Source organism: Enterobacter sp. WP_7_1, from assembly GCF_003688535.1.
Taxonomy (GTDB): domain Bacteria; phylum Pseudomonadota; class Gammaproteobacteria; order Enterobacterales; family Enterobacteriaceae; genus Enterobacter; species Enterobacter asburiae.
The window spans coordinates 281,454-306,583 of record NZ_REFK01000002.1; the positions used below are offsets into that span (position 1 = coordinate 281,454).

Sequence of the window (25,130 nt, forward strand, 5' to 3'; positions counted from 1 at the left end):
TTCCTCCCCATGAATCGATGTGATGCCCATCTGCCAGCAAGAGCAGTGTCGTTGGTATCACTTTTGATGAGTAAGCAATGAGTATGTCAACATCCACAGAAGTCATCGCTCATCACTGGGCATTCGCAATCTTTCTTATTGTAGCCATTGGCCTGTGCTGCCTGATGTTAGTCGGCGGCTGGTTCCTGGGCGGTCGCGCCCGTGCAAGGCACAAAAACACACCTTTCGAATCAGGTATTGATTCAGTAGGTTCCGCTCGCTTACGCCTGTCTGCCAAGTTCTATCTGGTAGCCATGTTCTTCGTCATCTTTGACGTGGAAGCGCTTTACCTTTTCGCATGGTCAACGTCCATCCGCGAAAGTGGTTGGGTGGGCTTTGTCGAGGCCGCAATTTTCATTTTAGTGCTACTGGCCGGTCTGGTTTATCTGGTGCGTATTGGCGCGCTTGACTGGACGCCTGCGCGTTCACGTCGTGAACACATCAACCCGGAAAACAGTATCTCTAATCGTCAGCAGTAACAGCGAGGCAATAAGATGGATTATACGCTCACCCGCATAGATCCTAACGGTGAGAATGACCGTTACCCCCTGCAAAAACAGGAGATCGTAACCGACCCCCTGGAGCAAGAAGTCAATAAAAGCGTGTACATGGGCAAACTCGAACATGCCATGCACGATATGGTCAACTGGGGTCGTAAGAACTCCATCTGGCCGTACAACTTTGGCCTTTCTTGCTGCTACGTTGAAATGGTGACGTCATTCACTGCGGTGCATGACGTTGCGCGTTTTGGGGCAGAGGTACTGCGTGCTTCCCCGCGTCAGGCTGACCTGATGGTGGTTGCCGGTACGTGCTTTACCAAGATGGCACCTGTTATTCAGCGTCTTTATGACCAGATGCTGGAGCCAAAATGGGTTATCTCCATGGGCGCATGTGCAAACTCTGGCGGTATGTACGACATTTATTCCGTCGTGCAGGGCGTAGATAAATTTATCCCAGTGGATGTGTACATCCCGGGTTGTCCGCCACGTCCGGAAGCCTACATGCAGGCGCTGATGCTGCTGCAGGAATCTATCGGTAAAGAACGTCGCCCACTGTCGTGGGTTGTTGGCGATCAGGGTGTGTATCGCGCGAACATGCAGTCTGAGCGCGAGCGTAAACGTGGTGAACGTATTGCCGTCACCAACCTGCGTACGCCTGACGAAATTTAATTTGCGCCTGTAGGCCTGGAGAACACCTTCGCATATCACTACTCAAATAGCGCGAAGCCAGGCTCAACAGTCACCACGGACCATTTGCAATGGTGAACAATATGACCGACTTAACCGCGCAAGAAGCCGCCTGGCAGACCCGGGATCATCTGGATGACCCAGTCATTGGCGAACTGCGCAACCGTTTTGGGCCGGATGCCTTTACTGTTCAGGCTACCCGCACCGGGGTACCCGTTGTTTGGGTGAAGCGTGAGCAATTGCTGGAAGTTGTCGATTTCCTCAAGAAATTGCCAAAACCGTACGTCATGCTGTTTGACTTACACGGCATGGATGAACGTCTGCGTACCCACCGCCAGGGTCTCCCTGCTGCGGATTTTTCCGTTTTCTACCACCTGATCTCAATAGACCGTAATACGGATATCATGCTCAAGGTGGCATTGTCTGAAAACGACATGCATCTGCCGACGATCACCAAACTTTTCCCGAACGCGAACTGGTATGAGCGTGAAACCTGGGAAATGTTCGGCATGACCTTCGACGGCCACCCGCATCTGACGCGCATCATGATGCCGCAGACCTGGACCGGCCACCCGCTGCGTAAAGACTACCCGGCACGTGCAACCGAATTCGATCCGTTTGAGCTGACCAAAGCCAAGCAGGATCTGGAAATGGAAGCGCTGACCTTCAAGCCGGAAGACTGGGGCATGAAGCGCGGTACCGACAACGAGGACTTCATGTTCCTTAACCTCGGTCCAAACCACCCGTCTGCGCACGGTGCATTCCGTATTATTCTTCAGCTTGATGGCGAAGAGATTGTCGACTGCGTTCCTGACATCGGCTACCACCACCGTGGCGCTGAGAAGATGGGCGAGCGTCAGTCCTGGCACAGCTACATTCCGTATACCGACCGTATCGAGTACCTCGGCGGCTGCGTCAACGAGATGCCATACGTGCTGGCCGTTGAGAAACTGGCGGGTATCGTTACGCCGGATCGCGTTAACGTGATTCGCGTTATGCTGTCAGAACTGTTCCGTATCAACAGCCACCTGCTGTACATCTCCACGTTCATTCAGGACGTCGGCGCGATGACCCCGGTCTTCTTCGCCTTTACCGACCGTCAGAAAATCTACGATCTGGTGGAAGCAATTACCGGTTTCCGTATGCACCCGGCCTGGTTCCGTATCGGCGGTGTGGCACACGATCTGCCGCGCGGCTGGGACCGTCTGCTGCGTGAGTTCCTCGACTGGATGCCAAAACGTCTGGCCTCTTACGAGAAAGCCGCGTTGCGTAACACCATCCTGAAAGGCCGTTCCCAGGGCGTTGCCGCCTACGGCGCGAAAGAAGCGCTGGAGTGGGGTACGACAGGTGCAGGTCTGCGTGCGACCGGTATTGATTTCGACGTGCGTAAAGCCCGTCCTTACTCTGGCTACGAGAACTTCGACTTTGAAGTCCCGGTGGGCGGCGGTGTTTCCGACTGCTACACCCGCGTGATGCTGAAAGTAGAAGAGCTGCGCCAGAGTCTGCGCATCCTTGAGCAGTGCCTCAACAACATGCCGGAAGGCCCGTTCAAGGCGGATCACCCGCTGACGACGCCGCCACCGAAAGAGCGCACGCTGCAACATATCGAAACCCTGATCACCCATTTCCTGCAGGTTTCCTGGGGTCCGGTCATGCCGGCGCAAGAATCCTTCCAGATGATTGAAGCGACCAAGGGTATTAACAGTTACTACCTGACCAGTGACGGCAGCACCATGAGCTACCGTACCCGCGTGCGTACGCCGAGCTTTGCGCACCTGCAGCAGATCCCGTCCGCCATCCGCGGCAGTCTGGTCTCCGACCTGATTGTGTATCTGGGTAGTATCGATTTTGTTATGTCAGATGTGGACCGCTAATTATGCACGAGAATCAACAACCACAAACCGAGGCTTTTGAGCTGAGTGAAGCAGAACGTGCCGCCATTGAGCACGAGATGCACCACTACGAAGACCCGCGTGCGGCGTCCATTGAAGCGCTGAAAATCGTACAGAAACAGCGTGGTTGGGTGCCGGATGGGGCGATCTATGAGATCGCGAAAGTGCTGGGTATTCCGGCAAGTGACGTAGAAGGCGTAGCCACGTTCTACAGCCAGATCTTCCGTCAGCCGGTTGGCCGCCATGTGATCCGCTACTGTGACAGCGTTGTCTGCCACATCACCGGTTATCAGGGCATTCAGGCTGCGATTGAGAAGAAGCTCAATATCAAGCCGGGTCAGACCACGTTCGATGGACGCTTTACCCTGCTGCCAACCTGCTGCCTGGGTAACTGCGACAAGGGGCCGACCATGATGATTGATGAGGACACTCACAGCCATCTGACGCCGGAAGCGATTCCTGACCTGCTGGAGCAGTACAAATGAAAACTGTAATTCGTACTGCTGAGACGCATCCGCTGACCTGGCGTCTGCGCGATGACAAACAGCCGGTATGGCTCGACGAATACCAGAGCAAAAACGGCTATGCCGGCGCGCGTAAAGCCCTTGGCGGCATGGCGCCGGACGACATTGTTAACGCGGTGAAAGACTCCGGCCTGAAAGGGCGCGGCGGTGCGGGCTTCTCCACCGGTTTGAAGTGGAGCCTGATGCCGAAAGACGAATCCATGAACATCCGTTACCTGCTGTGTAACGCCGATGAAATGGAGCCGGGCACCTATAAAGACCGCCTGCTGATGGAACAGCTGCCGCACCTGCTGGTGGAAGGCATGCTGATCTCCGCGTTTGCGCTGAAAGCGTACCGCGGCTACATCTTCCTGCGCGGTGAGTACATCGAAGCGGCGGAAAACCTGCGTCGCGCGATTGCCGAAGCTACCGAAGCGGGCCTGCTGGGCAAAAACATCCTGGGTACCGGGTTTGACTTCGAACTGTTCGTGCACACCGGCGCAGGGCGTTATATCTGCGGTGAAGAAACCGCGCTGATTAACTCCCTTGAAGGCCGCCGCGCGAACCCGCGTTCCAAGCCACCGTTCCCGGCAAGCTCCGGCGTATGGGGTAAACCGACCTGCGTAAACAACGTTGAAACCCTGTGTAACGTTCCGGCTATCCTCGCCAACGGCGTGGAGTGGTATCAGGGCATCTCCTCAAGCAAAGATGCCGGTACCAAGCTGATGGGCTTCTCTGGTCGCGTTAAAAATCCTGGCGTCTGGGAACTGCCGTTCGGTACCACCGCACGTGAAATTCTTGAAGACTACGCTGGCGGCATGCGTGATGGCCTGAAATTCAAAGCCTGGCAGCCGGGTGGGGCAGGGACAGACTTCCTGACCGAAGCCCACCTTGACCTGCCAATGGAATTCGAAAGCATTGGTAAAGCAGGCAGCCGTTTGGGTACGGCGCTGGCGATGGCCGTCGACCACGAGATCGGCATGGTCTCGCTGGTGCGTAACCTCGAAGAGTTCTTCGCCCGCGAGTCCTGCGGCTGGTGTACACCGTGCCGTGATGGTCTGCCGTGGAGCGTGAAGATCCTGCGTGCAATCGAACGTGGCGAAGGCCAGCCTGGGGATATCGAGACGCTTGAGCAACTGTGTCGATTCTTAGGCCCGGGTAAAACCTTCTGTGCCCACGCACCGGGTGCCGTCGAACCTCTGCAGAGCGCGATCAAATATTTCCGCGACGAGTTCGAAGCAGGCATCAAGCAGCCGTTCAGCAATACCCATGCGATTAATGGGATTCAGCCGAACCTGCTTAAAGCGCGCTGGTAACGACAAGAATTTTGATTAACGCTCGGTTTCGACCGAGCCAACTGGAAGCATGCTAATGGCTACGATTCATGTAGACGGCAAAGAATACGAAGTCAACGGGGCGGACAACCTGCTGGAAGCTTGTCTGTCTCTTGGCCTCGATATTCCGTACTTTTGCTGGCATCCGGCGCTGGGCAGCGTCGGTGCTTGCCGCCAGTGTGCGGTGAAGCAATATCAAAACGCGGAAGACACGCGTGGTCGCCTGGTGATGTCCTGTATGACGCCAGCCACCGAAGGCACCTTTATTTCGATTGATGACGAAGAAGCGAAACAGTTCCGCGAAAGCGTTGTGGAATGGTTGATGACCAACCACCCGCACGACTGTCCGGTCTGTGAAGAGGGCGGTAACTGCCACCTTCAGGATATGACCGTGATGACCGGCCACAGCTTCCGTCGCTATCGCTTTACCAAGCGTACCCACCGTAACCAGGACCTAGGGCCGTTCATCTCTCACGAAATGAACCGCTGCATCGCCTGCTACCGCTGCGTGCGTTACTACAAAGACTACGCAGACGGTCAGGATCTGGGCGTATATGGCGCGCACGATAACGTCTACTTCGGTCGTCCGGAAGACGGTACGCTTGAAAGCGAATTCTCCGGTAACCTGGTAGAAATCTGCCCGACCGGCGTATTCACGGATAAAACCCACTCCGAGCGTTACAACCGTAAATGGGACATGCAGTTTGCGCCAAGCATCTGTCAGCAGTGTTCCCTCGGCTGTAACACCAGCCCGGGTGAGCGTTACGGCGAGCTGCGTCGTATCGAAAACCGTTACAACGGCACCGTTAACCACTACTTCCTGTGCGACCGCGGTCGTTTCGGCTATGGCTATGTGAACCTGAAAGATCGTCCGCGTCAGCCGGTTCAGCGCCGTGGCGACGACTTCATTACCCTGAACGCTGAACAGGCGATGCAGGGCGCGGCAGATATTCTGCGCCAGTCGAAGAAAGTGATCGGTATTGGCTCCCCGCGCGCCAGCATCGAAAGCAACTTCGCGCTGCGCGAGCTGGTTGGCGCGGAAAACTTCTATACCGGTATCGCTCAGGGCGAGCAGGAACGTCTGCAGCTGGTACTGAAAGTGCTGCGTGAAGGCGGTATTCATACCCCTGCGCTGCGCGAAATCGAATCTTATGATGCGGTCCTGGTGCTGGGTGAAGACCTGACGCAGACGGGCGCACGCGCGGCTCTGGCGGTTCGTCAGGCGGTGAAGGGTAAAGCACGTGAAATGGCAGCGGCGCAGAAAGTGGCTGACTGGCAGATTGCGGCGATCCTGAACATCGGCCAGCGCGCGAAGCATCCTCTGTTTGTGACCAACGTCGACAACACCCGTCTGGACGATATCGCGGCGTGGACCTACTGCGCACCGGTTGAAGATCAGGCGCGCCTCGGCTTTGCCATTGCCCACGCGCTGGACAACAGCTCGCCGGCCGTTGAGCTGGATCGTGACTTGCAGAACAAGGTCGACGTAATTGTTCAGGCCCTGGCAGGTGCGAAAAAACCGCTGATTATTTCTGGTACCAACGCCGGCAGCGCGGAGATCATTCAGGCGGCAGCCAACGTTGCTAAAGCCCTGAAAGGCCGCGGTGCGGACGTCGGCGTGACTATGATTGCCCGTGCGGTGAACAGCATTGGTCTGGGAATGATCGGCGGCGGCTCGCTGGAAGCAGCGTTAAGCGAACTGGAATCCGGTGCCGCTGACGCCGTTGTGGTGCTGGAAAACGACCTGCATCGCCACGCCTCTGCCGCTCGCGTTGACGCCGCGCTCTCCAAAGCGCCGCTGGTGATGGTCATTGACCATCAGCGCACCGCGATCATGGACAAAGCACACCTGGTGCTCTCTGCGGCAAGCTTCGCAGAAAGCGACGGTACGGTTATTAACAACGAAGGCCGCGCACAGCGTTTCTTCCAGGTTTACGACCCGGCGTACTACGACAGCAACACCGTGATGCTGGAAAGCTGGCGCTGGCTGCACTCCCTGCACAGCACCGTGCAGAGCCGTGAAGTGGACTGGACGCAGCTCGACCACGTTATCGACGCGGTTGTCGAAAAACTGCCTCAGCTGGCAGGCATTAAAGATGCCGCACCTGAAGCAAGCTTCCGCATTCGCGGCCAGAAACTGGCGCGTGAACCGCACCGCTACAGCGGCCGTACCGCGATGCGCGCCAATATTAGCGTGCACGAACCGCGCCAGCCGCAGGATAAAGACACTATGTTCGCCTTCTCCATGGAAGGAAACAACCAGCCGTCTGCGCCGCGTTCGCAAATCCCATTCGCATGGGCACCAGGCTGGAACTCCCCGCAGGCATGGAACAAGTTCCAGGCTGAAGTGGGTGGCTCCCTGCGCCACGGCGATCCGGGCGTGCGTCTGATTGAAGCCTCCGAAACCGGTCTGGACTTCTTCACCACCGTACCGGCGAGCTTCCAGGCGCAGGATGGCAGCTGGCGTATCGCGCCGTACTACCATCTGTTCGGTAGCGACGAGCTGTCCCAGCGTTCACCGGTCTTCCAGACCCGCATGCCGCAGCCTTACATCAAGCTCAACCCGGCAGATGCCGCGAAGCTTGGCGTTAACGCTGGCGCAAACATTGCCTTTAGCTATGACGGCCAGATAATCAGCCTGCCGCTGATTATCTCCGAAGGTCTGACAGCAGGGCAGGTGGGTCTGCCGATGGGTATGCCTGGCATTGCGCCGGTTCTGGCGGGTGCGCGTCTTGATAATCTGCAGGAGGCAAAAGCATGAGTTGGTTAACGCCGGATCTTATCGACATCCTGCTGAGCATTCTGAAAGCGATTGTTATTCTGCTGGTGGTGGTCACCTGCGGCGCGTTCATGAGCTTTGGTGAACGTCGTCTGCTCGGTCTGTTCCAGAACCGTTACGGACCGAACCGCGTGGGCTGGGGGGGGTCACTCCAGCTGGTCGCGGACATGATCAAGATGTTCTTTAAAGAGGACTGGATCCCGCGCTTCTCGGACCGCGTAATCTTTACTCTGGCACCGATGATCGCCTTCACCTCGCTGCTGCTGGCGTTTGCTATCGTTCCGGTCAGCCCGACCTGGGTGGTCGCTGACCTGAACATCGGCATTCTGTTCTTCCTGATGATGGCAGGCCTCGCGGTTTACGCGGTGCTGTTCGCCGGCTGGTCCAGTAACAACAAATACTCGCTGCTGGGTGCGATGCGTGCTTCCGCGCAGACGCTGAGCTACGAAGTGTTCCTGGGTCTCTCCCTGATGGGCGTGGTGGCGCAGGCCGGTTCATTCAACATGACCGACATCGTCAACAACCAGGCCGACATCTGGAACGTTATCCCGCAGTTCTTTGGGTTTATTACCTTTGCTATCGCGGGCGTTGCCGTGTGTCACCGTCACCCGTTTGACCAGCCAGAAGCCGAACAGGAACTGGCCGACGGTTACCACATCGAATATTCCGGTATGAAATTCGGTCTGTTCTTTGTGGGCGAGTACATCGGTATCGTCACCATTTCCGCGTTGATGGTAACGCTGTTCTTCGGTGGCTGGCATGGCCCGTTCTTACCGCCGTTCATCTGGTTCGCGCTGAAAACCGCGTTCTTCATGATGATGTTCATTTTGATTCGCGCAGCGTTACCGCGTCCGCGTTATGACCAGGTAATGTCCTTCGGCTGGAAAGTGTGCCTGCCGCTGACGCTCGTCAACTTGTTGGTAACGGCGGCTGTCATTCTCTGGCAGCAGCCATAAGGGGCTATAGACCATGACCTTAAAAGAATTACTGGTAGGCTTCGGTACCCAGGTACGCAGTATCTGGATGATCGGCCTGCACGCGTTTGCCAAACGCGAAACCCGGATGTACCCGGAAGAGCCGGTATATCTGCCGCCGCGCTACCGTGGCCGTATCGTGCTGACGCGCGACCCGGACGGTTCCGAGCGCTGCGTTGCCTGTAACCTGTGTGCGGTAGCGTGTCCGGTAGGCTGTATCTCTCTGCAGAAAGCAGAGACGGTAGACGGCCGCTGGTACCCTGAGTTCTTCCGCATCAACTTCTCACGCTGCATCTTCTGCGGTCTGTGTGAAGAAGCGTGCCCAACCACGGCGATTCAGCTGACTCCAGACTTCGAGCTGGGTGAGTACAAGCGTCAGGACCTGGTGTACGAGAAAGAGGATCTGCTGATTTCCGGTCCGGGCAAATACCCGGAATATAACTTCTACCGGATGGCGGGTATGGCAATCGACGGCAAAGATAAGGGCGAAGCAGAGAACGAAGCTAAGCCTATCGACGTCAAGAGCCTGTTACCGTAAGGAGAGGGCAATGGAATTCGCTTTTTATATCTGTGGCCTTATCGCCATCCTGGCTACGCTGCGAGTGATTACGCACACCAATCCGGTGCATGCGCTGCTGTACTTAATCATCTCGCTGCTGGCCATTTCCGGGGTGTTCTTCGCACTGGGCGCGCACTTCGCCGGTGCGCTGGAAATCATCGTCTACGCCGGGGCCATCATGGTGCTGTTCGTGTTCGTGGTGATGATGCTGAACCTGGGCGGCTCTGAAATTGAGCAGGAACGTCAGTGGTTAAAACCGCAGGTGTGGATTGGCCCGGCAATTTTGTCGGCCATCATGCTGGTGGTGATTGTTTACGCCATTCTGGGCGTAAACGATCAGGGCATCGACGGCACGCCGATTGGCGCGAAAGAGGTCGGTATTACGCTCTTTGGCCCGTACGTTCTGGCGGTTGAACTGGCCTCAATGCTGCTGCTGGCAGGTCTGGTTGTTGCTTTCCACGTTGGCCGCGAAGAGCGTGTTGGCGAGGTGCTGAGCAACCGCACTGACGACCGCGCGAAAAGAAAAATGGAGGAGCGCGCATGATCCCCTTAACACATGGACTGATCCTCGCTGCGATTTTATTCGTCCTGGGTCTGACCGGTCTGGTTATCCGCCGCAATCTGCTGTTTATGCTGATCGGGCTGGAAATCATGATTAACGCCTCCGCGCTGGCCTTCGTAGTCGCCGGAAGCTACTGGGGCCAGACCGATGGTCAGGTGATGTACATTCTCGCCATCAGCCTCGCGGCTGCCGAAGCGAGTATTGGCCTGGCGCTGTTGCTGCAGCTCCATCGTCGCCGCCAGAACCTGAACATCGATTCAGTAAGTGAGTTGCGTGGATGAACATGCTTGCCTTAACCATTATTTTTCCGCTGATTGGCTTCGTGCTGCTGGCGTTTTCTCGCGGCCGTTGGTCTGAGAATCTGTCTGCGACCGTGGGCATTGGCTCCATCGGCCTGGCTGCGCTGGTGACAGCGTATGCGGGTATCGACTTCTTTAACAACGGACGTCAGCCTTTCAGCGTGCCGCTGTGGACGTGGATGTCGGTTGGTGATTTCAACATCGGCTTCAATCTGGTGCTGGACGGCCTCTCGCTGACCATGCTCTCCGTGGTTACCGGCGTTGGCTTCCTGATCCACATGTTCGCCTCCTGGTATATGCGCGGTGAAGAGGGTTACTCCCGCTTCTTCGCCTACACCAACCTGTTTATCGCCAGCATGGTGGTTCTGGTCCTGGCCGATAACCTGCTGCTGATGTATCTGGGCTGGGAAGGCGTGGGTCTGTGTTCTTACCTGCTGATCGGCTTCTACTACACCGATCCGAAGAATGGCGCAGCGGCCATGAAAGCGTTCGTCGTGACCCGCGTGGGTGACGTCTTCCTCGCTTTCGCGCTGTTCATTCTTTACAACGAACTGGGCACGCTGAACTTCCGCGAAATGGTGGAACTGGCGCCAGCGCACTTCGCCGCAGGCAATAACATGCTGTGGTGGGCAACGCTGATGCTGCTGGGTGGTGCCGTGGGTAAATCCGCGCAGCTGCCGCTGCAGACATGGCTGGCCGACGCGATGGCGGGTCCAACCCCTGTCTCCGCGCTGATCCACGCCGCAACCATGGTAACCGCCGGTGTCTACCTGATTGCTCGTACCCATGGCCTGTTCCTGATGACTCCGGAAATTCTGCATCTGGTGGGTATCGTTGGTGCGGTCACGCTGGTGCTGGCAGGCTTTGCCGCGCTGGTGCAGACCGACATCAAACGCGTTCTCGCGTATTCCACCATGAGCCAGATTGGTTACATGTTCCTGGCGCTGGGCGTTCAGGCGTGGGACGCAGCCATTTTCCACCTGATGACGCACGCGTTCTTTAAAGCGCTGCTGTTCCTCTCATCCGGTTCCGTGATTCTGGCCTGCCACCACGAGCAGAACATCTTCAAGATGGGCGGACTGCGTAAGTCCATTCCGCTGGTTTATGTCTGCTTCCTGGTGGGCGGCGCGGCGCTGGCGGCACTGCCGCTGATCACCGCGGGCTTCTTCAGTAAGGACGAAATCCTTGCGGGTGCCATGGCGAATGGTCATATCAATCTGATGGTTGCGGGTCTGGTCGGTGCGTTCATGACCTCCCTGTATACCTTCCGTATGATTTTCATCGTATTCCACGGTAAAGAACAAATTCACGCTCACGCAGGGAAGGGGATTACCCACCACCTGCCGCTGATTGTGCTGCTGGTACTGTCCACCTTCGTTGGCGCGATGATTGTGCCGCCGCTGCAGGGCGTACTGCCAGACACCACCGAGCTTGAGCACGGTCGCGTTCTGACGCTTGAAATCACCTCCGGTGTGGTCGCTATCGCGGGCATCCTGATCGCTGCATGGCTGTGGCTGGGCAAACGTACGCTGGTGACTGCCGTTGCCAACAGCGCGCCGGGCCGTCTGCTGGGCACCTGGTGGTACAACGCGTGGGGCTTCGACTGGCTGTACGACATGATCTTCGTTAAGCCGTTCCTGGGTATTGCGTGGCTGCTGAAGCGTGACCCGCTGAACAGCCTGATGAATATCCCGGCGATCCTTTCCCGCTTTGCAGGTAAAGGCCTGCTGTACAGCGAGAACGGTTACCTGCGCTGGTATGTGGCGTCCATGAGCATCGGTGCGGTTGTCGTGCTGGCGCTGCTGATGGTGTTGCGTTGATCGTTAAGTGAATTTTATTCGAATTCGTTGAAAATCAGGCCCCTGCTGGGGGCCTTAAAAAGGAATGTAAATCGCCATGTTACTACCCTGGCTAATATTAATTCCCTTCATCGGCGGCTTCCTGTGCTGGCAGACTGAACGCTTTGGCGTGAAGATGCCGCGCTGGATCGCGCTGATCACCATGGGATTGACGCTCGCGCTTGGCCTGCAACTGTGGTTGCAGGGCGGTTACTCACTGACCCAGTCTGCGGGCATTCCGCAGTGGCAGTCTGAGTTCATCCTGCCGTGGATCCCGCGTTTCGGCATTACGATCCACCTGGCGATTGACGGTCTGTCGCTGCTGATGGTGGTGCTGACCGGTCTGCTCGGCGTTCTGGCGGTACTTTGCTCCTGGCGAGAAATCGAAAAATACCAGGGCTTCTTCCACCTGAACCTGATGTGGATCCTGGGCGGCGTGATCGGCGTGTTCCTTGCCATCGACATGTTCCTGTTCTTCTTCTTCTGGGAGATGATGCTGGTGCCGATGTACTTCCTGATCGCGCTGTGGGGCCACAAGGCGTCCGACGGTAAAACGCGTATCACGGCGGCAACCAAGTTCTTCATCTATACCCAGGCGAGTGGTCTGGTGATGTTGATTGCCATTCTGGCGCTGGTGTTTGTTCACCACAACGCGACCGGTACCTGGACCTTCAACTACGAAGATCTGCTGAAGACGCCAATGTCCCACGGCGTTGAATACCTGCTGATGCTGGGCTTCTTCATTGCGTTCGCGGTGAAGATGCCGGTCGTTCCGCTGCACGGCTGGCTGCCAGACGCGCACTCTCAGGCACCAACGGCGGGTTCCGTTGACCTGGCGGGCATCTTGCTGAAAACGGCGGCCTACGGTCTGCTGCGTTTCGCACTGCCGCTGTTCCCGAATGCCTCCGCAGAATTCGCACCGATTGCCATGTGGCTGGGTGTGATCGGTATCTTCTACGGTGCCTGGATGGCCTTCACGCAGTACGACATCAAGCGTCTGATTGCCTACACCTCCGTTTCCCACATGGGCTTCGTGCTGATTGCTATCTACACCGGCAGCCAGCTGGCGTACCAGGGCGCGGTGATCCAGATGATTGCGCACGGTCTGTCCGCAGCCGGCCTCTTCATCCTGTGCGGTCAGCTGTATGAACGTCTGCATACCCGCGACATGCGCATGATGGGCGGTCTGTGGAGCAAAATTAAGTGGCTGCCAGCGCTGTCCATGTTCTTCGCTGTTGCCACTCTGGGGATGCCGGGTACCGGTAACTTCGTCGGCGAATTTATGATTCTGTTCGGCAGCTTCAAAGTGGTACCGGTGATTACCGTGATCTCCACCTTTGGTCTGGTGTTCGCTTCCGTGTACTCGCTGGCGATGCTGCACCGCGCTTACTTCGGTAAAGCGAAGAGCGAAATTGCTGCACAAGAACTGCCGGGGATGTCGCTGCGTGAGCTGTTCATCATCCTGCTGCTGGTCGTACTGCTGGTGCTGCTGGGCTTCTTCCCGCAGCCGATTCTGGATACCTCGCATAGCGCGATGGGTAACATCCAGCAGTGGTTTGTTAATTCTGCTTCTACTACAAGGCCGTAATTCGCCATGACAATAACTCCACAACAACTGATCGCGCTGCTACCGCTGCTGATCGTCGGATTGACGGTGGTGGTTGTGATGCTCTCCATTGCGTGGCGACGCAATCACTTCCTGAATGCCACGCTGTCGGTCATCGGCCTGAACGCCGCGTTAGTCTCTCTCTGGTTTGTTGGCCAGGGTGGGGCGATGGACGTCACCCCGCTGATGCGCGTTGACGGTTACGCCATGCTGTATACCGGTCTGGTGCTGCTGGCGAGCCTGGCAACCTGTACCTTTGCGTACCCGTGGCTCGAAGGCTACAACGACAATAAAGAAGAGTTTTACCTGCTGGTTCTGATTGCCGCGCTGGGCGGCATTCTGCTGGCGAATGCGAACCACCTGGCCGCGCTGTTCCTCGGTATTGAGCTAATCTCACTGCCGCTGTTCGGCCTGATTGGTTACGCCTTCCGTCAGAAGCGCTCCCTGGAAGCAAGCATCAAGTACACCATTCTGTCTGCTGCTGCGTCCTCGTTCCTGCTGTTTGGTATTGCGCTGCTGTACGCACAGTCCGGTAACCTCTCTTTCATGGCACTCGGCAAGAGCCTCGGTGACGGCATGCTGCATGAGCCGCTGCTGCTGGCTGGTCTGGGCATGATGATTGTTGGCCTCGGCTTCAAACTCTCTCTGGTGCCGTTCCACCTGTGGACGCCAGACGTATACCAGGGCGCTCCGGCTCCGGTGTCGACCTTCCTGGCGACGGCGAGCAAAATCGCTATCTTCGGTGTGGTCATGCGTCTGTTCCTGTACGCGCCTGTTGGTGACAGCGAAGCGGTTCGCGTGGTGCTGGGCATTATCGCGTTCGTCTCCATCATCTTCGGTAACCTGATGGCGCTGAGCCAGACCAACATCAAGCGTCTGCTGGGCTACTCGTCTATCTCTCATCTGGGCTACCTGATGGTGGCGCTGATTGCGCTGCAGAGCGGTGAGATGTCGATGGAAGCCGTGGGCGTGTATCTGGCCGGTTACCTGTTCAGCAGCCTCGGCGCCTTCGGCGTGGTGAGCCTGATGTCCAGCCCGTACCGTGGCCCGGATGCCGATTCACTGTTCTCCTACCGTGGTCTGTTCTGGCACCGTCCGATCCTGTCTGCGGTAATGACCGTGATGATGCTCTCTCTGGCAGGTATCCCGATGACGCTTGGCTTCATCGGTAAGTTCTACGTGCTGGCCGTCGGTGTGCAGGCGCACCTGTGGTGGCTGACTGCGGGCGTGGTTATCGGCTCCGCGATTGGTCTCTACTACTACCTGCGCGTGGCCGTGAGCCTGTACCTGAGCGCGCCTCAGCAGCTCAACCGTGATGCCCCAACCAACTGGCAGTACAGCGCTGGTGGTATCGTCGTGCTTATCTCAGCACTGCTGGTGCTGATCTTCGGTATCTATCCGCAGCCGCTGATTGATATCGTGCAGCGAGCGATGCCGCTGATGTAAAAACAAAAAACCCGCCTCGGCGGGTTTTTTTATGGTTTTCTCCCTCTCCCCGTGGGTGAGGGCTGGGGTGAGGGCACCAGCCCGCACCATGCTTAAGCCAGCTGCTTCCTGCTAATTAACGGCCCGTCAATCTTCTTCATCGAGCGGTCCAGCACTTCCTCAATCACAGACGACAGCTCGTTCAGCTCAAACTTCGCGACGTACCCGTCCGCCTTCACCTTGCGAATATGGTCTTCGTTGGCGTTGCCGGACAGGGAAGAGTGGATCACTACCGGAATGTCCTTCAATACCGGGTCGGTTTTGATTTTGCGCGTCAGCGTAAAACCGTCCATCTCCGGCATTTCGAGGTCGGTCAGCACCAGAGCGATCTTATCGGTGATGGGAACCCCTTCAGCCTGGGCCTGTGCCGCCAGCACGCCGATTTTTTCCCACGCGTCTTTGCCGGTGATATGCAGCTGCGCGGGGATCTCCATCGCCTGCAGACCTTTCTCCAGCATCGAGCGCGCCACCTTGGAATCTTCCGCAACGATGGCGACAGCGCCCGGCTTGATATGGAATTTGGTGGTCTTCAGATTCGTGGCGTGCAGATCGTGATTGGCCGGGGTGATGTCATACAGGATCTGCTCAACGTCCAGCACCATCGCCAGATCGTTGGTATCGGTCTTCTCGTCAAGACACGCGATGCTGGTGATGTAGCGACCGCTGACGGCGGTTTCCGCCGCATGCACCTGCTTCCAGTCCAGACGCATGATGTTCTCAACCGATTCCACGGCAAACGCCTGCACGCTGCGCGCGTATTCGGTGATCAGCAGGATGTTCAGTCCGGTGGTAGGCTTACAGCCCGCCACGGCGGCCAGGTCAATCACCGGGATCACCTGATCGCGAATATTCACCATTCCCATCAGCGGTGACTTCATCCCAGCGGGTTTCGTGAACTCCGGCATCGGCACAATTTCACGCAGCTTAAAGACGTTAATGCCAAACAGCTCGGATTTATTTTCGTTCAGAGAGGTGCCAAGACGGAACAGCAACAGTTCAAAACGGTTCGACAGGGTCAGATTCGCCCTGTCATCAATATCTTTCTGGAAATTATCCATTCTACCCTCGAGAGAAATGCTGACCTTTTAATCGTTATCGGCATCCTGAGGGAAAAATGAAGGACTAAACGCTAACCTGAGCGAAATCTTCGGCCAGCTCACATTCCGGGAACAGCGCGCGGCACTCTGCCAGCAGGCTTGCGCATCCCCGCGCGTCGTAGCGCGAGCTGACATGGGTGACGATGAGCCGCCCTACGCCCGCGTCACGGGCAAGCTGCGCCGCCTGACGCGTGGAGCTATGGCCCCGGCTGTTGGCTTTCTCTTCCATCGCCGTTTCAAGCGTCGCTTCATGCACCATCACGTCCACGCCCTGAGCCAGCGTGAGCGCCGCCGGGCAAGGGGCAGTATCGCCAAAAATCGCCAGTTTTTTGCCGGGCTGCGGTGTGGAGAGATAATTTTGGCCGTTGATAACGCGTCCGTCCTCCAGCGTGACGGTCTCTCCGTGCTTCAGACGCTGGAACAGCGGCCCGGGTTTTACGCCGTCGGCCATCAGCGCGGCGGCATCCAGCGCGCCGGGTTTATCATGCGCATCAATACGGTAGCCATAGCACTCCACAGGATGATTGAGCGGTTGAGCGGTAACCCGGTAATCCCCGTCATCAAAAACCAGGCCTTCGGCAATCTCAACGACCTCCAGCGGATAATCTGTCCATGACCCGCTCAGGCGTAGCGTAGTTTCAACAAATTCACGAATACCCGCTGGCCCGTAAATCGTCAGCGGGTTGGCGTTACCGGCCATCGAGCGGCTGCACAGCAGGCCGGGAAGGCCAAACAGATGGTCGCCATGCAGATGGGTGATAAAAATTTTATCCAGCTTGCCGGGGTGGTAAGCGGTGTGTAACAGCTGATGCTGCGTCCCTTCACCGCAGTCAAACAGCCACAGCCCGCCGCGGGTGGGATGCTTAAGATCCAGCAGGATCGCCGTCACGTTCCGTGAGCGGGTTGGCACGCCAGCGGACGTACCCAGAAAAATCAGTTCCATAACGCAATCAGCCCTTTGCCGAACGGGGAGGGGTTTAGTATAACGTGATGAACCCCAGGAAGGAGACTGACATGATCCAGTGGCAAGATTTACATCATAGCGACCTCACCGTTCATTCACTTTACGCCCTGCTGAAGCTGCGCTGTGAGGTGTTTGTTGTGGAACAGACCTGCCCATATCAGGACATCGACGGCGATGACCTTGTCGGTGAGAACCGCCATATCCTCGGCTGGCGGGATAACGAGCTGGTGGCGTATGCGAGGATTCTGAAAAGCGAAGACGATTTTGAGCCTGTCGTCATTGGCCGCGTCATCATCAGCGGCAAGGCGCGCGGTGAAAAACTGGGCTATCAGCTGATGGAAAAAACGCTGGAGGCGTGCCATAAACAGTGGCCTGACAAGGCGTTATACCTCGGCGCGCAGGCGCACCTGCAGTCGTTCTATGCCCACTTTGGCTTCACGCCGGTAACGGAAGTGTATGACGAAGATGGCATTCCCCACATCGGCATGGCGCGGGAAACGAAGCAGGCGTAATGGCATCTCGTTGGCTATAGTTAGCGGACTGGTGTACTAACATGGAGAAAAATATGTCATTTCAATCCTGGGATACCCGTATCGACGACGACCTGGCCTTACTGAGCGAAACGCTGGAAGAGGTGTTACGTTCCTCGGGCGACCCTGCCGATCAGAAATATATTGAGCTAAAAGCCCGTGCCGAGCAGGCGCTGCATGAAGTGAAAAACCGGGTCAGCCATGCGTCTGATACTTACTATTACCGTGCCAAAAAAGCGGTGTATCGTGCCGATGATTATGTGCATGAAAAACCGTGGCAGGGCATTGGGGTGGGTGCCGCCGTGGGGCTGGTACTGGGGCTGCTGTTAGCCCGTCGTTAACAGCGTTTTAAACGCTTAACCACTCCCTATACGTGGGTACTGCTATTTATGGTCAGTACCCCGTATAATACGAGGTTTTAACAGGGAGAGGTTCGCGTGAATTCGATTTTCCTCGCGCTGGAGCAACTGCGTACCCAGCTATCGCAAGCGTTACCCGCAGCACCCGGCATACGTCATTTCGACGTCTCTTTCCCGTTAAACGACGCCTTCGATCCCCTCGCCTGGCTGGGCGAGCAGCAGTGTTATCCGCAGTTTTACTGGCAGCAGCGTAACGGCGATGAAGAACTGGCCGCGCTGGGGGCGGTCACCCAATTTTCCTCTCTGGCATTAGCCTCGCAGTTTTTGCGCGAGCAAAACGCGGCAAGTGATACCCGCATCTGCGGCCTGAACGCCTTTAATCCGGAGCAGGGCAGCCTCTTTTTACCGCGACTGCTCTGGCGACGTACCGCCGGCAACGCCACGCTGCGCCTGCAGCTCTGGAGCGACCGCTCGCTTGTGGAGGATGCCCGCGCCGCGCTGGATTTTTTACAGCGGCTTCGTCCTGCCAGATCTATCCGTCCGCTCTCCGTGCAGGTTGAGCACGAAACCCATCAGCCGCAGCAGGCCGAATGGCTGAAGCTTATCCGCAGGGCGACGGAGACCATCGCGCGCGGTGATTTTGAAAAAGTGGTTCTCGCCCGGGCAACCGATCTGCAGTTTACGCAGCGCGTTAACCCCGTCGCGCTGATGGCGGCCAGCCGCGCCCTGAATTTACACTGCTACCATTTCTGCATGGTATTCGACGCCAGCAACGCGTTTCTCGGCTCTACGCCCGAGCGTCTCTGGCGACGGCGCGGCAAGCTGCTGCGCACGGAAGCGCTCGCTGGCACCGTCGCCAGCCATACCGAAGATAGCCAGGCGCAGCGTCTCGGCGAGTGGCTGCTCAATGATGATAAAAACCAGCGCGAAAATATGCTGGTGGTGGAAGATATCTGCCAGCGTCTTCAGCGCTCTACGCAGACGCTTGAGGTACTGCCCCCCCAGGTGGTACGCCTGCGTAAGGTGCAGCATTTGCGCCGCTGTATCTGGACCGAGCTCAAACAGGCCGATGACGAGCAGTGTCTGCTCATGTTACAGCCGACCGCGGCCGTTGCTGGATTACCCCGACAGCCCGCGCGCGAGTTTATCCAGAAGGTTGAACCCTTTAACCGCGAGTGGTACGCCGGTTCGGCCGGGTATTTATCCCCCGAACAGAGTGAGTTCTGCGTGGCGCTGCGCTCCGCGCGCGTTCAGGAGGACTCCCTGCGGCTCTACGCCGGTGCCGGTATTGTCAGCGGATCTGACCCGGAGCAGGAGTGGCAGGAGATTGAAAATAAAGCAGCCGGATTGCGCTCTCTGCTCCTAAGGGATTAATACAGATTCGCGCAATCCCGATTCATATCAAAATTCCAATTTTTTCTATTATTTATACTGTGTCGCATTCTTGATACCGGACAATCTCATGTCAGTAAGTTCTTTTAACCGACGCTGGGCGGCGGTGATCCTTGAAGCCCTGACGCGCCATGGCGTCAGGCACGTGTGTATTGCACCGGGTTCTCGCTCAACGCCGCTGACGCTGGCGGCCGCAGAAAACCGGGCGTTCATTCACCACACCCACTTTGATGAACGCGGCCTCGGGCATCTTGCGCTGGGTCTGGCGAAAGTCAGCAAAGAACCTGTGGCGGTGATCGTCACCTCCGGTACCGCCGTGGCGAACCTCTATCCGGCCCTGATTGAAGCCGGGTTAACGGGTGAAAGAGTGATCTTACTGACGGCCGATCGTCCCCCTGAGCTTATCGACTGCGGTGCCAATCAGGCCATTCGCCAGCCGGGGCTCTTTTCTTCGCATCCTTCGCAGACGATTTCGTTACCGCGTCCCACCCAGGATATTCCGGCAAGCTGGCTGGTCTCCACCGTCGATCACGCTATGGAGACGTTGCGCAGCGGGGCGTTGCATATCAACTGCCCGTTTGCCGAGCCGCTGTACGGCGAGCTGGACGAGACGGGTCTGGACTGGCAGCAGTCTCTCGGCGACTGGTGGCAGAGTGAAAAACCGTGGCTGCGCGAGCAGACGCATCTTGAGAGCGCGAAGCAGCGCGACTGGTTCTTCTGGCGGCAGAAGCGCGGCGTAGTGATTGCCGGGCGCATGAGCGCCGCCGAAGGCAGGCTGGTCGCTGAATGGGCGCAAACCCTTGGCTGGCCGCTGATAGGCGATGTGCTTTCCCAGACCGGGCAGCCGCTGCCGTGCGCCGACCTCTGGCTGGGTAATGCCAAAGCGGTCACCGAGCTTGCGCAGGCGCAGATTGTGGTCCAGCTTGGATCGAGTTTGACCGGCAAACGGTTACTGCAGTGGCAGGCCACCTGCACGCCGGAAGAGTACTGGCTGGTGGATTCGCTGGAAGGACGGCTTGACCCGGCGCACCACCGCGGCCGTCGTCTGGTCAGCAGCATCGATGCCTGGCTGACGCTTCATCCGGCTGAAAAACGCAAGCCCTGGGCTGTGGCCATCCCGGACCTTTCGCGTCAGGCATGGGAACTGACCAAAGCGCACTGTGAAGCGTTTAGCGAAGCCGGGCTGGCGCACCGTATTCGCCAGTGCCTGCCTGAACAGGGGCAGCTGTTTGTCGGCAACAGCCTGGTCGTGCGGCTGATTGATGCGTTTTCGAAGCTGCCCGCGGGCTACCCGGTGTACAGCAACCGCGGTGCCAGCGGCATCGACGGGCTGATCTCCACGGCGGCGGGCGTGCAGCGCGCCAGCGCGAAATCGACGCTGGCGATCGTGGGCGATCTCTCCGCGCTCTACGATCTCAACGCGCTGGCGCTGCTGCGTCAGGCGTCAGCCCCGTTTGTGCTGATTGTGGTCAACAACAACGGCGGGCAGATTTTCTCCCTGTTGCCAACGCCCCAGAGCGAGCGCGAGCGCTTCTATCTGATGCCTCAGAACGTGCAGTTCGAACACGCCGCGGCGATGTTTAGCCTGAAATACCATCGCCCGGAAAGCTGGGAACAGCTGGACGCGGCGTTAAGCAGCGCCTGGAAGCAGCCGGGCGCAACGCTGATTGAGCTGGTGGTGAACGAGGCTGACGGTGCGCAGGCCCTGCAAAGCCTGCTGGCGCAGGTGAGCCAGCTGTGATCCTCTCTGGCGTGCAGCAGGCTGGCAAACCAGGCTATCCCTGGCTGGTCTTTTTACACGGTTTTTCCGGTGACTGCCGCGAGTGGCAGAGGGTAGGTGAAGGGCTCAGCGATTACCCCCGGCTGTACCTGGATCTGCCGGGTCACGGTGGATCCCAGGATCTGGGCATGACGGGGTTTGACGAGATGAGCACGTTGCTCACCCGAACCCTTATTAGTTACAACATACTGAAATTCTGGCTCATCGGGTACTCCCTCGGCGGCCGCATTGCGATGTTCCACGCTTGCCAGCAGCCGAAGGGGCTGCAGGGCGTGATGGTGGAGGGAGGACACCCGGGCCTGCAGGATGCCGAGGCGCGAAATGCGCGGCTGGCGTCCGACCGCCGCTGGGCAGGGCGTTTTCGCACCGAACCGCTGGAGAAAGTGTTCGCTGACTGGTACCAACAGCCCGTGTTCGCCTCCCTCACGGACGCCCAACGCGAGGCGCTGATTACCCTGCGCAGCCAGAACAACGGCGAGACGCTGGCTATGATGCTCGAGGCGACCTCGCTGGCCGTGCAGCCGGATTTGCGTGCCGCGCTTAGCGCACGCGATTTCTCTTTTGACTATCTCTATGGCGAACGGGATGAGAAGTTCGCGGCCCTTGCCGCGGAAATGAACGCCGTTCGCCATGCCATTCCCAATGCCGGACACAACGCCCACCGGGAAAACCCCGATGCGGTTATCGCGAGTCTGGCTCAGATACTGCGTTATCGAATAAAGGACACTCTATGATCTATCCTGATGAAAACATGCTTTACGCCCCGGTTGAATGGCAGGACTGCTCCGAAGGCTACACCGACATTCGTTACCACAAATCCGCCGACGGCATTGCCAAAATCACCATCAACCGTCCGCAGGTGCGTAACGCCTTCCGTCCGCTGACCGTGAAAGAGATGATTCAGGCCCTGGCGGATGCGCGCTACGACGACAACATCGGCGTGATTGTCCTGACCGGCGAAGGCGATAAAGCGTTCTGCTCCGGTGGCGATCAGAAAGTGCGCGGCGACTACGGCGGATACCAGGACGATGCGGGTACCCACCACCTGAACGTCCTCGATTTCCAGCGTCAGATCCGCACCTGTCCAAAACCGGTGGTGGCGATGGTGGCGGGCTACTCCATCGGCGGCGGTCACGTGCTGCACATGATGTGCGATCTGACCATTGCCGCCGAGAACGCCATCTTCGGCCAGACCGGTCCGAAAGTAGGCTCCTTCGACGGCGGCTGGGGCGCCTCGTATATGGCACGCATCGTCGGGCAGAAAAAAGCCCGCGAAATCTGGTTCCTGTGCCGTCAGTACAATGCCCAGGAAGCGCTGGATATGGGCCTGGTGAATACCGTGGTGCCGATTGCCGATCTCGAAAAAGAGACCGTTCGCTGGTGTCGCGAAATGCTGCAAAACAGCCCGATGGCGCTGCGCTGCCTGAAGGCCGCTCTCAACGCCGACTGCGACGGACAGGCGGGTCTGCAGGAGCTGGCGGGCAACGCCACCATGCTGTTCTACATGACCGAAGAGGGTCAGGAAGGGCGCAACGCGTTTAACGAAAAACGCCAGCCGGACTTCAGCAAATACAAACGGAACCCGTAATGCGTCGCGCGCAGGTTTACCGCTGGCAGATACCGATGGACGCGGGCGTGGTGCTGCGTGAACGGCGGTTAAAAACCCGTGACGGCTTATTCGTGCATCTGCAGCAGGACGAGCGGGAAGGCTGGGGCGAGATTTCACCTCTGCCGGGCTTTAGCCTGGAGTCGCTGGATGACGCGCAGTCAGCATTGCTGGCGTGGGCGGACGCGTGGCGCGAGGGCGCGGATCCGGCGTTGCCGGACGTGTCTTCCGCGGCTTTTGGCATCAGCTGCGCGCTGGCGGAGCTCGACGGCAGCCTGCCTGAAGAGGCTAACTACCGCGCGGCACCGCTCTGCACGGGCGATCCTGACGAGCTGTTCGCGCTGCTCTCCGCCATGCCGGGCGAGAAAGTGGCGAAAATTAAAGTCGGTCTCTACGAAGCGGTGCGCGACGGAATGGTCGCTAACCTGCTGCTGGAAGCCATCCCCGACCTTCATCTGCGTCTGGACGCTAACCGCGCCTGGACGCCGCTCAAGGCGCAGCAGTTTGCAAAGTACGTCAACCCGGCGTACCGCAGCCGCATTGCCTTCCTCGAAGAACCCTGCAAAACCCGCGACGATTCGCGCGCGTTTGCCCGCGAAACGGGGATAGCCATCGCCTGGGATGAAAGCCTGCGAGAGGAGGATTTTGAATTTATCGCCGAGCCCGGCGTCAGCGCGGTGGTGATTAAACCGACGCTGACCGGCAGCCTGGCGAAGGTGCGCGAGCAGGTCTCGGCGGCGCACGCTTCGGGGCTGACGGCGGTCATCAGCTCGTCGATTGAGTCCAGCCTTGGGCTGACCCAGCTGGCGCGCATTGCCGCCTGGTTAACGCCGGATACGATCCCCGGCCTCGACACGCTGAACCTGATGCAGGCCCAGCTTATCCGCACGTGGCCGGACAGCGCGCTGCCGTGCCTCGACGTCACGGCGCTGGAGCCGTTGTTATGAGTTTTACCGACTGGCCGTGGCGGCACTGGCGCGCGCAGTTTGCTGATAAACCGGCCCTGAGGCTGAACGACGAAGTGCTCAGCTGGCAACAGCTGTGCGCCCGCGTCGACCGCCTTGCGGCAGAGTTTCACCTGCAGGGCGTGGAGGAGGGCAACGGCGTGCTGCTGCTGGCCCATAATCATCCGCTAACCCTGCTGGCGTGGCTGGCGCTGCTCCAGTGCGGGGCGCGTATTCTTCCCGTTAATCCGCAGCTGCCTCGCCCGCTGCTGGACGTGTTGCTTCCGCAGATGACGCTGCGCTTTGCGCTGGTGCTGGACGGTACCTTTGACGGTCTTCCTGGTCTGAGCATGCGCGAGCATGCGGGGGAATATTGCGTTGCGTGGCAGCCGGCGCGGCTGGCGTCGATGACGCTAACCTCCGGCTCCACCGGGCTGCCGAAAGCGGCGGTGCATACCTGCGACGCCCATCTCGCCAGCGCGCGCGGCGTGCTGGCGCTGATGCCCTACGGCGAAGACGACGACTGGCTGCTTTCGCTGCCGCTGTTTCACGTTTCCGGGCAGGGGATTTTATGGCGCTGGCTGCAGGCCGGCGCGCGGTTAACCGTGCGCGAGAAACAGCCCCTGGCGCAGGCGCTGCTCGGCTGTACGCACGCCTCGCTGGTGCCGACCCAGCTCTGGCGCCTGCTTAATACCCACCAGCCTGTCGCACTGAAAGCGGTGCTGCTGGGCGGGGCCGCCATCCCTGTTGAATTGACGCAGCAGGCGCGCGAGCAGGGGATTCGCACCTTCTGCGGCTACGGCCTGACCGAGTTTGCCTCTACCGTCTGCGCGAAAGCGGCGGACGGCGAGCCGGACGTAGGCTATGCGCTGCCGGGCAGAGAGGTGCAGGTGGTTGACGGTGAAGTCTGGATCCGGGCAGAGAGTATGGCCTCAGGCTACTGGCGGGACGGCGAACTAGTTCCGCTGACCAACGCGCAGGGATGGTTCGCCACCCGCGATCGCGGTGAATGGCATGACGGTCGCCTGACGATCCTGGGCCGCATGGACAACCTCTTTTTTAGCGGCGGAGAAGGGATCCAGCCGGAGAGCCTTGAGCGCGTTATCGCCCGCCATCCGCAGATTAACCAGGTGTTTATCGTTCCGCTGGACGACGCCGAGTTTGGACAGCGTCCGGTGGCGGTGGTGGAGTGCGAGCCGGGAACGGATATCAGCTGTTTACCTGACTGGGTCAGGGATAAGGTGGCGCGTTTTGAGCAACCCGTCCGCTGGCTGCTGTTGCCGACCGAACTCAAAAATGGCGGCATTAAAGTCTCGCGCCGCGCGTTGCAGCAGTGGGTGAACGCCTCGCTGAAGGGATAATAGCCGTTTCAAATAATTACAATCTACTGACCTGCCGCAC

At 58.4% G+C, this 25,130-nt stretch carries 23 protein-coding genes; 21 read left to right on the plus strand and 2 right to left on the minus strand.

Features of this window, described 5'->3' with window-relative positions:
* Positions 1-77: 77 nt before the first annotated feature.
* The 13 genes from nuoA (at position 78) to nuoN (ending at position 15,018) form a co-directional block, all read left to right on the plus strand.
* Complete coding sequence (nuoA, locus tag BJ885_RS10715) at positions 78-518, plus strand: NADH-quinone oxidoreductase subunit NuoA (RefSeq protein ID WP_014171000.1); 441 nt, start codon at positions 78-80, stop codon at positions 516-518.
* A 15-nt stretch (positions 519-533) separates the two neighbouring features.
* Positions 534-1,208 carry an NADH-quinone oxidoreductase subunit NuoB gene (nuoB, locus tag BJ885_RS10720; RefSeq protein WP_003861482.1) on the plus strand — a complete coding sequence of 225 codons (675 nt, stop codon included), beginning with the start codon at positions 534-536 and terminating at the stop codon, positions 1,206-1,208.
* Between the two features lie 89 nt (positions 1,209-1,297).
* Complete coding sequence (gene nuoC / locus BJ885_RS10725) at positions 1,298-3,100, plus strand: NADH-quinone oxidoreductase subunit C/D (RefSeq protein WP_023312537.1); 1,803 nt, start codon at positions 1,298-1,300, stop codon at positions 3,098-3,100.
* Between the two features lie 2 nt (positions 3,101-3,102).
* Entirely contained in the window at positions 3,103-3,603 is a 501-nt protein-coding gene (gene nuoE, locus BJ885_RS10730) for an NADH-quinone oxidoreductase subunit NuoE (protein WP_006176513.1), read from the plus strand.
* Positions 3,600-4,937, plus strand: coding sequence for an NADH-quinone oxidoreductase subunit NuoF (gene nuoF, locus BJ885_RS10735; RefSeq protein WP_023312536.1), 1,338 nt, complete (start codon positions 3,600-3,602; stop codon positions 4,935-4,937). Before nuoE ends, nuoF begins: the two co-directional genes overlap by 4 nt.
* Before the next feature lie 55 nt (positions 4,938-4,992).
* Positions 4,993-7,716: an NADH-quinone oxidoreductase subunit NuoG gene (gene nuoG, locus BJ885_RS10740; protein WP_147449219.1), complete on the plus strand. Its 2,724-nt coding sequence runs from the start codon at positions 4,993-4,995 to the stop codon at positions 7,714-7,716.
* Positions 7,713-8,690 carry an NADH-quinone oxidoreductase subunit NuoH gene (gene nuoH, locus BJ885_RS10745; protein ID WP_008500211.1) on the plus strand — a complete coding sequence of 326 codons (978 nt, stop codon included), beginning with the start codon at positions 7,713-7,715 and terminating at the stop codon, positions 8,688-8,690. Before nuoG ends, nuoH begins: the two co-directional genes overlap by 4 nt.
* Before the next feature lie 13 nt (positions 8,691-8,703).
* Complete coding sequence (gene nuoI, locus BJ885_RS10750) at positions 8,704-9,246, plus strand: NADH-quinone oxidoreductase subunit NuoI (RefSeq protein WP_003861491.1); 543 nt, start codon at positions 8,704-8,706, stop codon at positions 9,244-9,246.
* Positions 9,247-9,256: 10 nt separating this feature from the next.
* Positions 9,257-9,811: an NADH-quinone oxidoreductase subunit J gene (nuoJ, locus tag BJ885_RS10755; protein ID WP_029741935.1), complete on the plus strand. Its 555-nt coding sequence runs from the start codon at positions 9,257-9,259 to the stop codon at positions 9,809-9,811.
* Positions 9,808-10,110, plus strand: a complete 303-nt coding sequence (gene nuoK / locus BJ885_RS10760; protein WP_003861496.1) for an NADH-quinone oxidoreductase subunit NuoK — start codon at positions 9,808-9,810, stop codon at positions 10,108-10,110. Before nuoJ ends, nuoK begins: the two co-directional genes overlap by 4 nt.
* The gene (nuoL, locus tag BJ885_RS10765; protein WP_014884634.1) at positions 10,107-11,948 is read left to right on the plus strand and encodes an NADH-quinone oxidoreductase subunit L; all 1,842 of its coding nucleotides are present in this window, start codon (positions 10,107-10,109) and stop codon (positions 11,946-11,948) included. Before nuoK ends, nuoL begins: the two co-directional genes overlap by 4 nt.
* A gap of 76 nt (positions 11,949-12,024) precedes the next feature.
* Positions 12,025-13,554, plus strand: a complete 1,530-nt coding sequence (gene nuoM, locus BJ885_RS10770; protein WP_023312532.1) for an NADH-quinone oxidoreductase subunit M — start codon at positions 12,025-12,027, stop codon at positions 13,552-13,554.
* 6 nt (positions 13,555-13,560) lie between these two features.
* Entirely contained in the window at positions 13,561-15,018 is a 1,458-nt protein-coding gene (gene nuoN, locus BJ885_RS10775) for an NADH-quinone oxidoreductase subunit NuoN (protein WP_029740937.1), read from the plus strand.
* A gap of 92 nt (positions 15,019-15,110) precedes the next feature.
* On the opposite strand, the gene BJ885_RS10780 is transcribed toward nuoN, so the two are convergent.
* Both BJ885_RS10780 and rbn read right to left on the minus strand, forming a co-directional pair.
* Positions 15,111-16,115 (minus strand): chemotaxis protein, encoded by a 1,005-nt coding sequence (locus BJ885_RS10780; protein ID WP_023312530.1) that lies wholly within the window; start codon positions 16,113-16,115, stop codon positions 15,111-15,113.
* A 64-nt stretch (positions 16,116-16,179) separates the two neighbouring features.
* Positions 16,180-17,097 carry a ribonuclease BN gene (gene rbn / locus BJ885_RS10785; RefSeq protein ID WP_121931910.1) on the minus strand — a complete coding sequence of 306 codons (918 nt, stop codon included), beginning with the start codon at positions 17,095-17,097 and terminating at the stop codon, positions 16,180-16,182.
* A 71-nt stretch (positions 17,098-17,168) separates the two neighbouring features.
* Between rbn and BJ885_RS10790 the strand changes: the two genes are divergently transcribed.
* The 8 genes from BJ885_RS10790 to menE all read left to right on the plus strand — a co-directional run bounded on the left by BJ885_RS10790 (position 17,169) and on the right by menE (position 25,090).
* Complete coding sequence (locus BJ885_RS10790; protein ID WP_029740934.1) at positions 17,169-17,630, plus strand: GNAT family N-acetyltransferase; 462 nt, start codon at positions 17,169-17,171, stop codon at positions 17,628-17,630.
* A gap of 53 nt (positions 17,631-17,683) precedes the next feature.
* Positions 17,684-17,989, plus strand: a complete 306-nt coding sequence (elaB, locus tag BJ885_RS10795; protein ID WP_008500219.1) for a stress response protein ElaB — start codon at positions 17,684-17,686, stop codon at positions 17,987-17,989.
* Positions 17,990-18,085: 96 nt separating this feature from the next.
* The gene (menF, locus tag BJ885_RS10800) at positions 18,086-19,381 is read left to right on the plus strand and encodes an isochorismate synthase MenF (RefSeq protein ID WP_121931911.1); all 1,296 of its coding nucleotides are present in this window, start codon (positions 18,086-18,088) and stop codon (positions 19,379-19,381) included.
* 88 nt (positions 19,382-19,469) lie between these two features.
* Positions 19,470-21,140: a 2-succinyl-5-enolpyruvyl-6-hydroxy-3-cyclohexene-1-carboxylic-acid synthase gene (menD, locus tag BJ885_RS10805; protein WP_121931912.1), complete on the plus strand. Its 1,671-nt coding sequence runs from the start codon at positions 19,470-19,472 to the stop codon at positions 21,138-21,140.
* On the plus strand, positions 21,137-21,913 hold the full coding sequence (menH, locus tag BJ885_RS10810) for a 2-succinyl-6-hydroxy-2,4-cyclohexadiene-1-carboxylate synthase (protein ID WP_121931913.1): 777 nt from the start codon (positions 21,137-21,139) through the stop codon (positions 21,911-21,913). Before menD ends, menH begins: the two co-directional genes overlap by 4 nt.
* Positions 21,910-22,767 (plus strand): 1,4-dihydroxy-2-naphthoyl-CoA synthase, encoded by an 858-nt coding sequence (gene menB / locus BJ885_RS10815; RefSeq protein WP_029740930.1) that lies wholly within the window; start codon positions 21,910-21,912, stop codon positions 22,765-22,767. The genes menH and menB overlap by 4 nt, the downstream gene beginning before the upstream one ends.
* Entirely contained in the window at positions 22,767-23,732 is a 966-nt protein-coding gene (menC, locus tag BJ885_RS10820; protein WP_121931914.1) for an o-succinylbenzoate synthase, read from the plus strand. Before menB ends, menC begins: the two co-directional genes overlap by 1 nt.
* On the plus strand, positions 23,729-25,090 hold the full coding sequence (gene menE, locus BJ885_RS10825; RefSeq protein WP_121931915.1) for an o-succinylbenzoate--CoA ligase: 1,362 nt from the start codon (positions 23,729-23,731) through the stop codon (positions 25,088-25,090). The genes menC and menE overlap by 4 nt, the downstream gene beginning before the upstream one ends.
* Positions 25,091-25,130 lie beyond the last annotated feature (40 nt).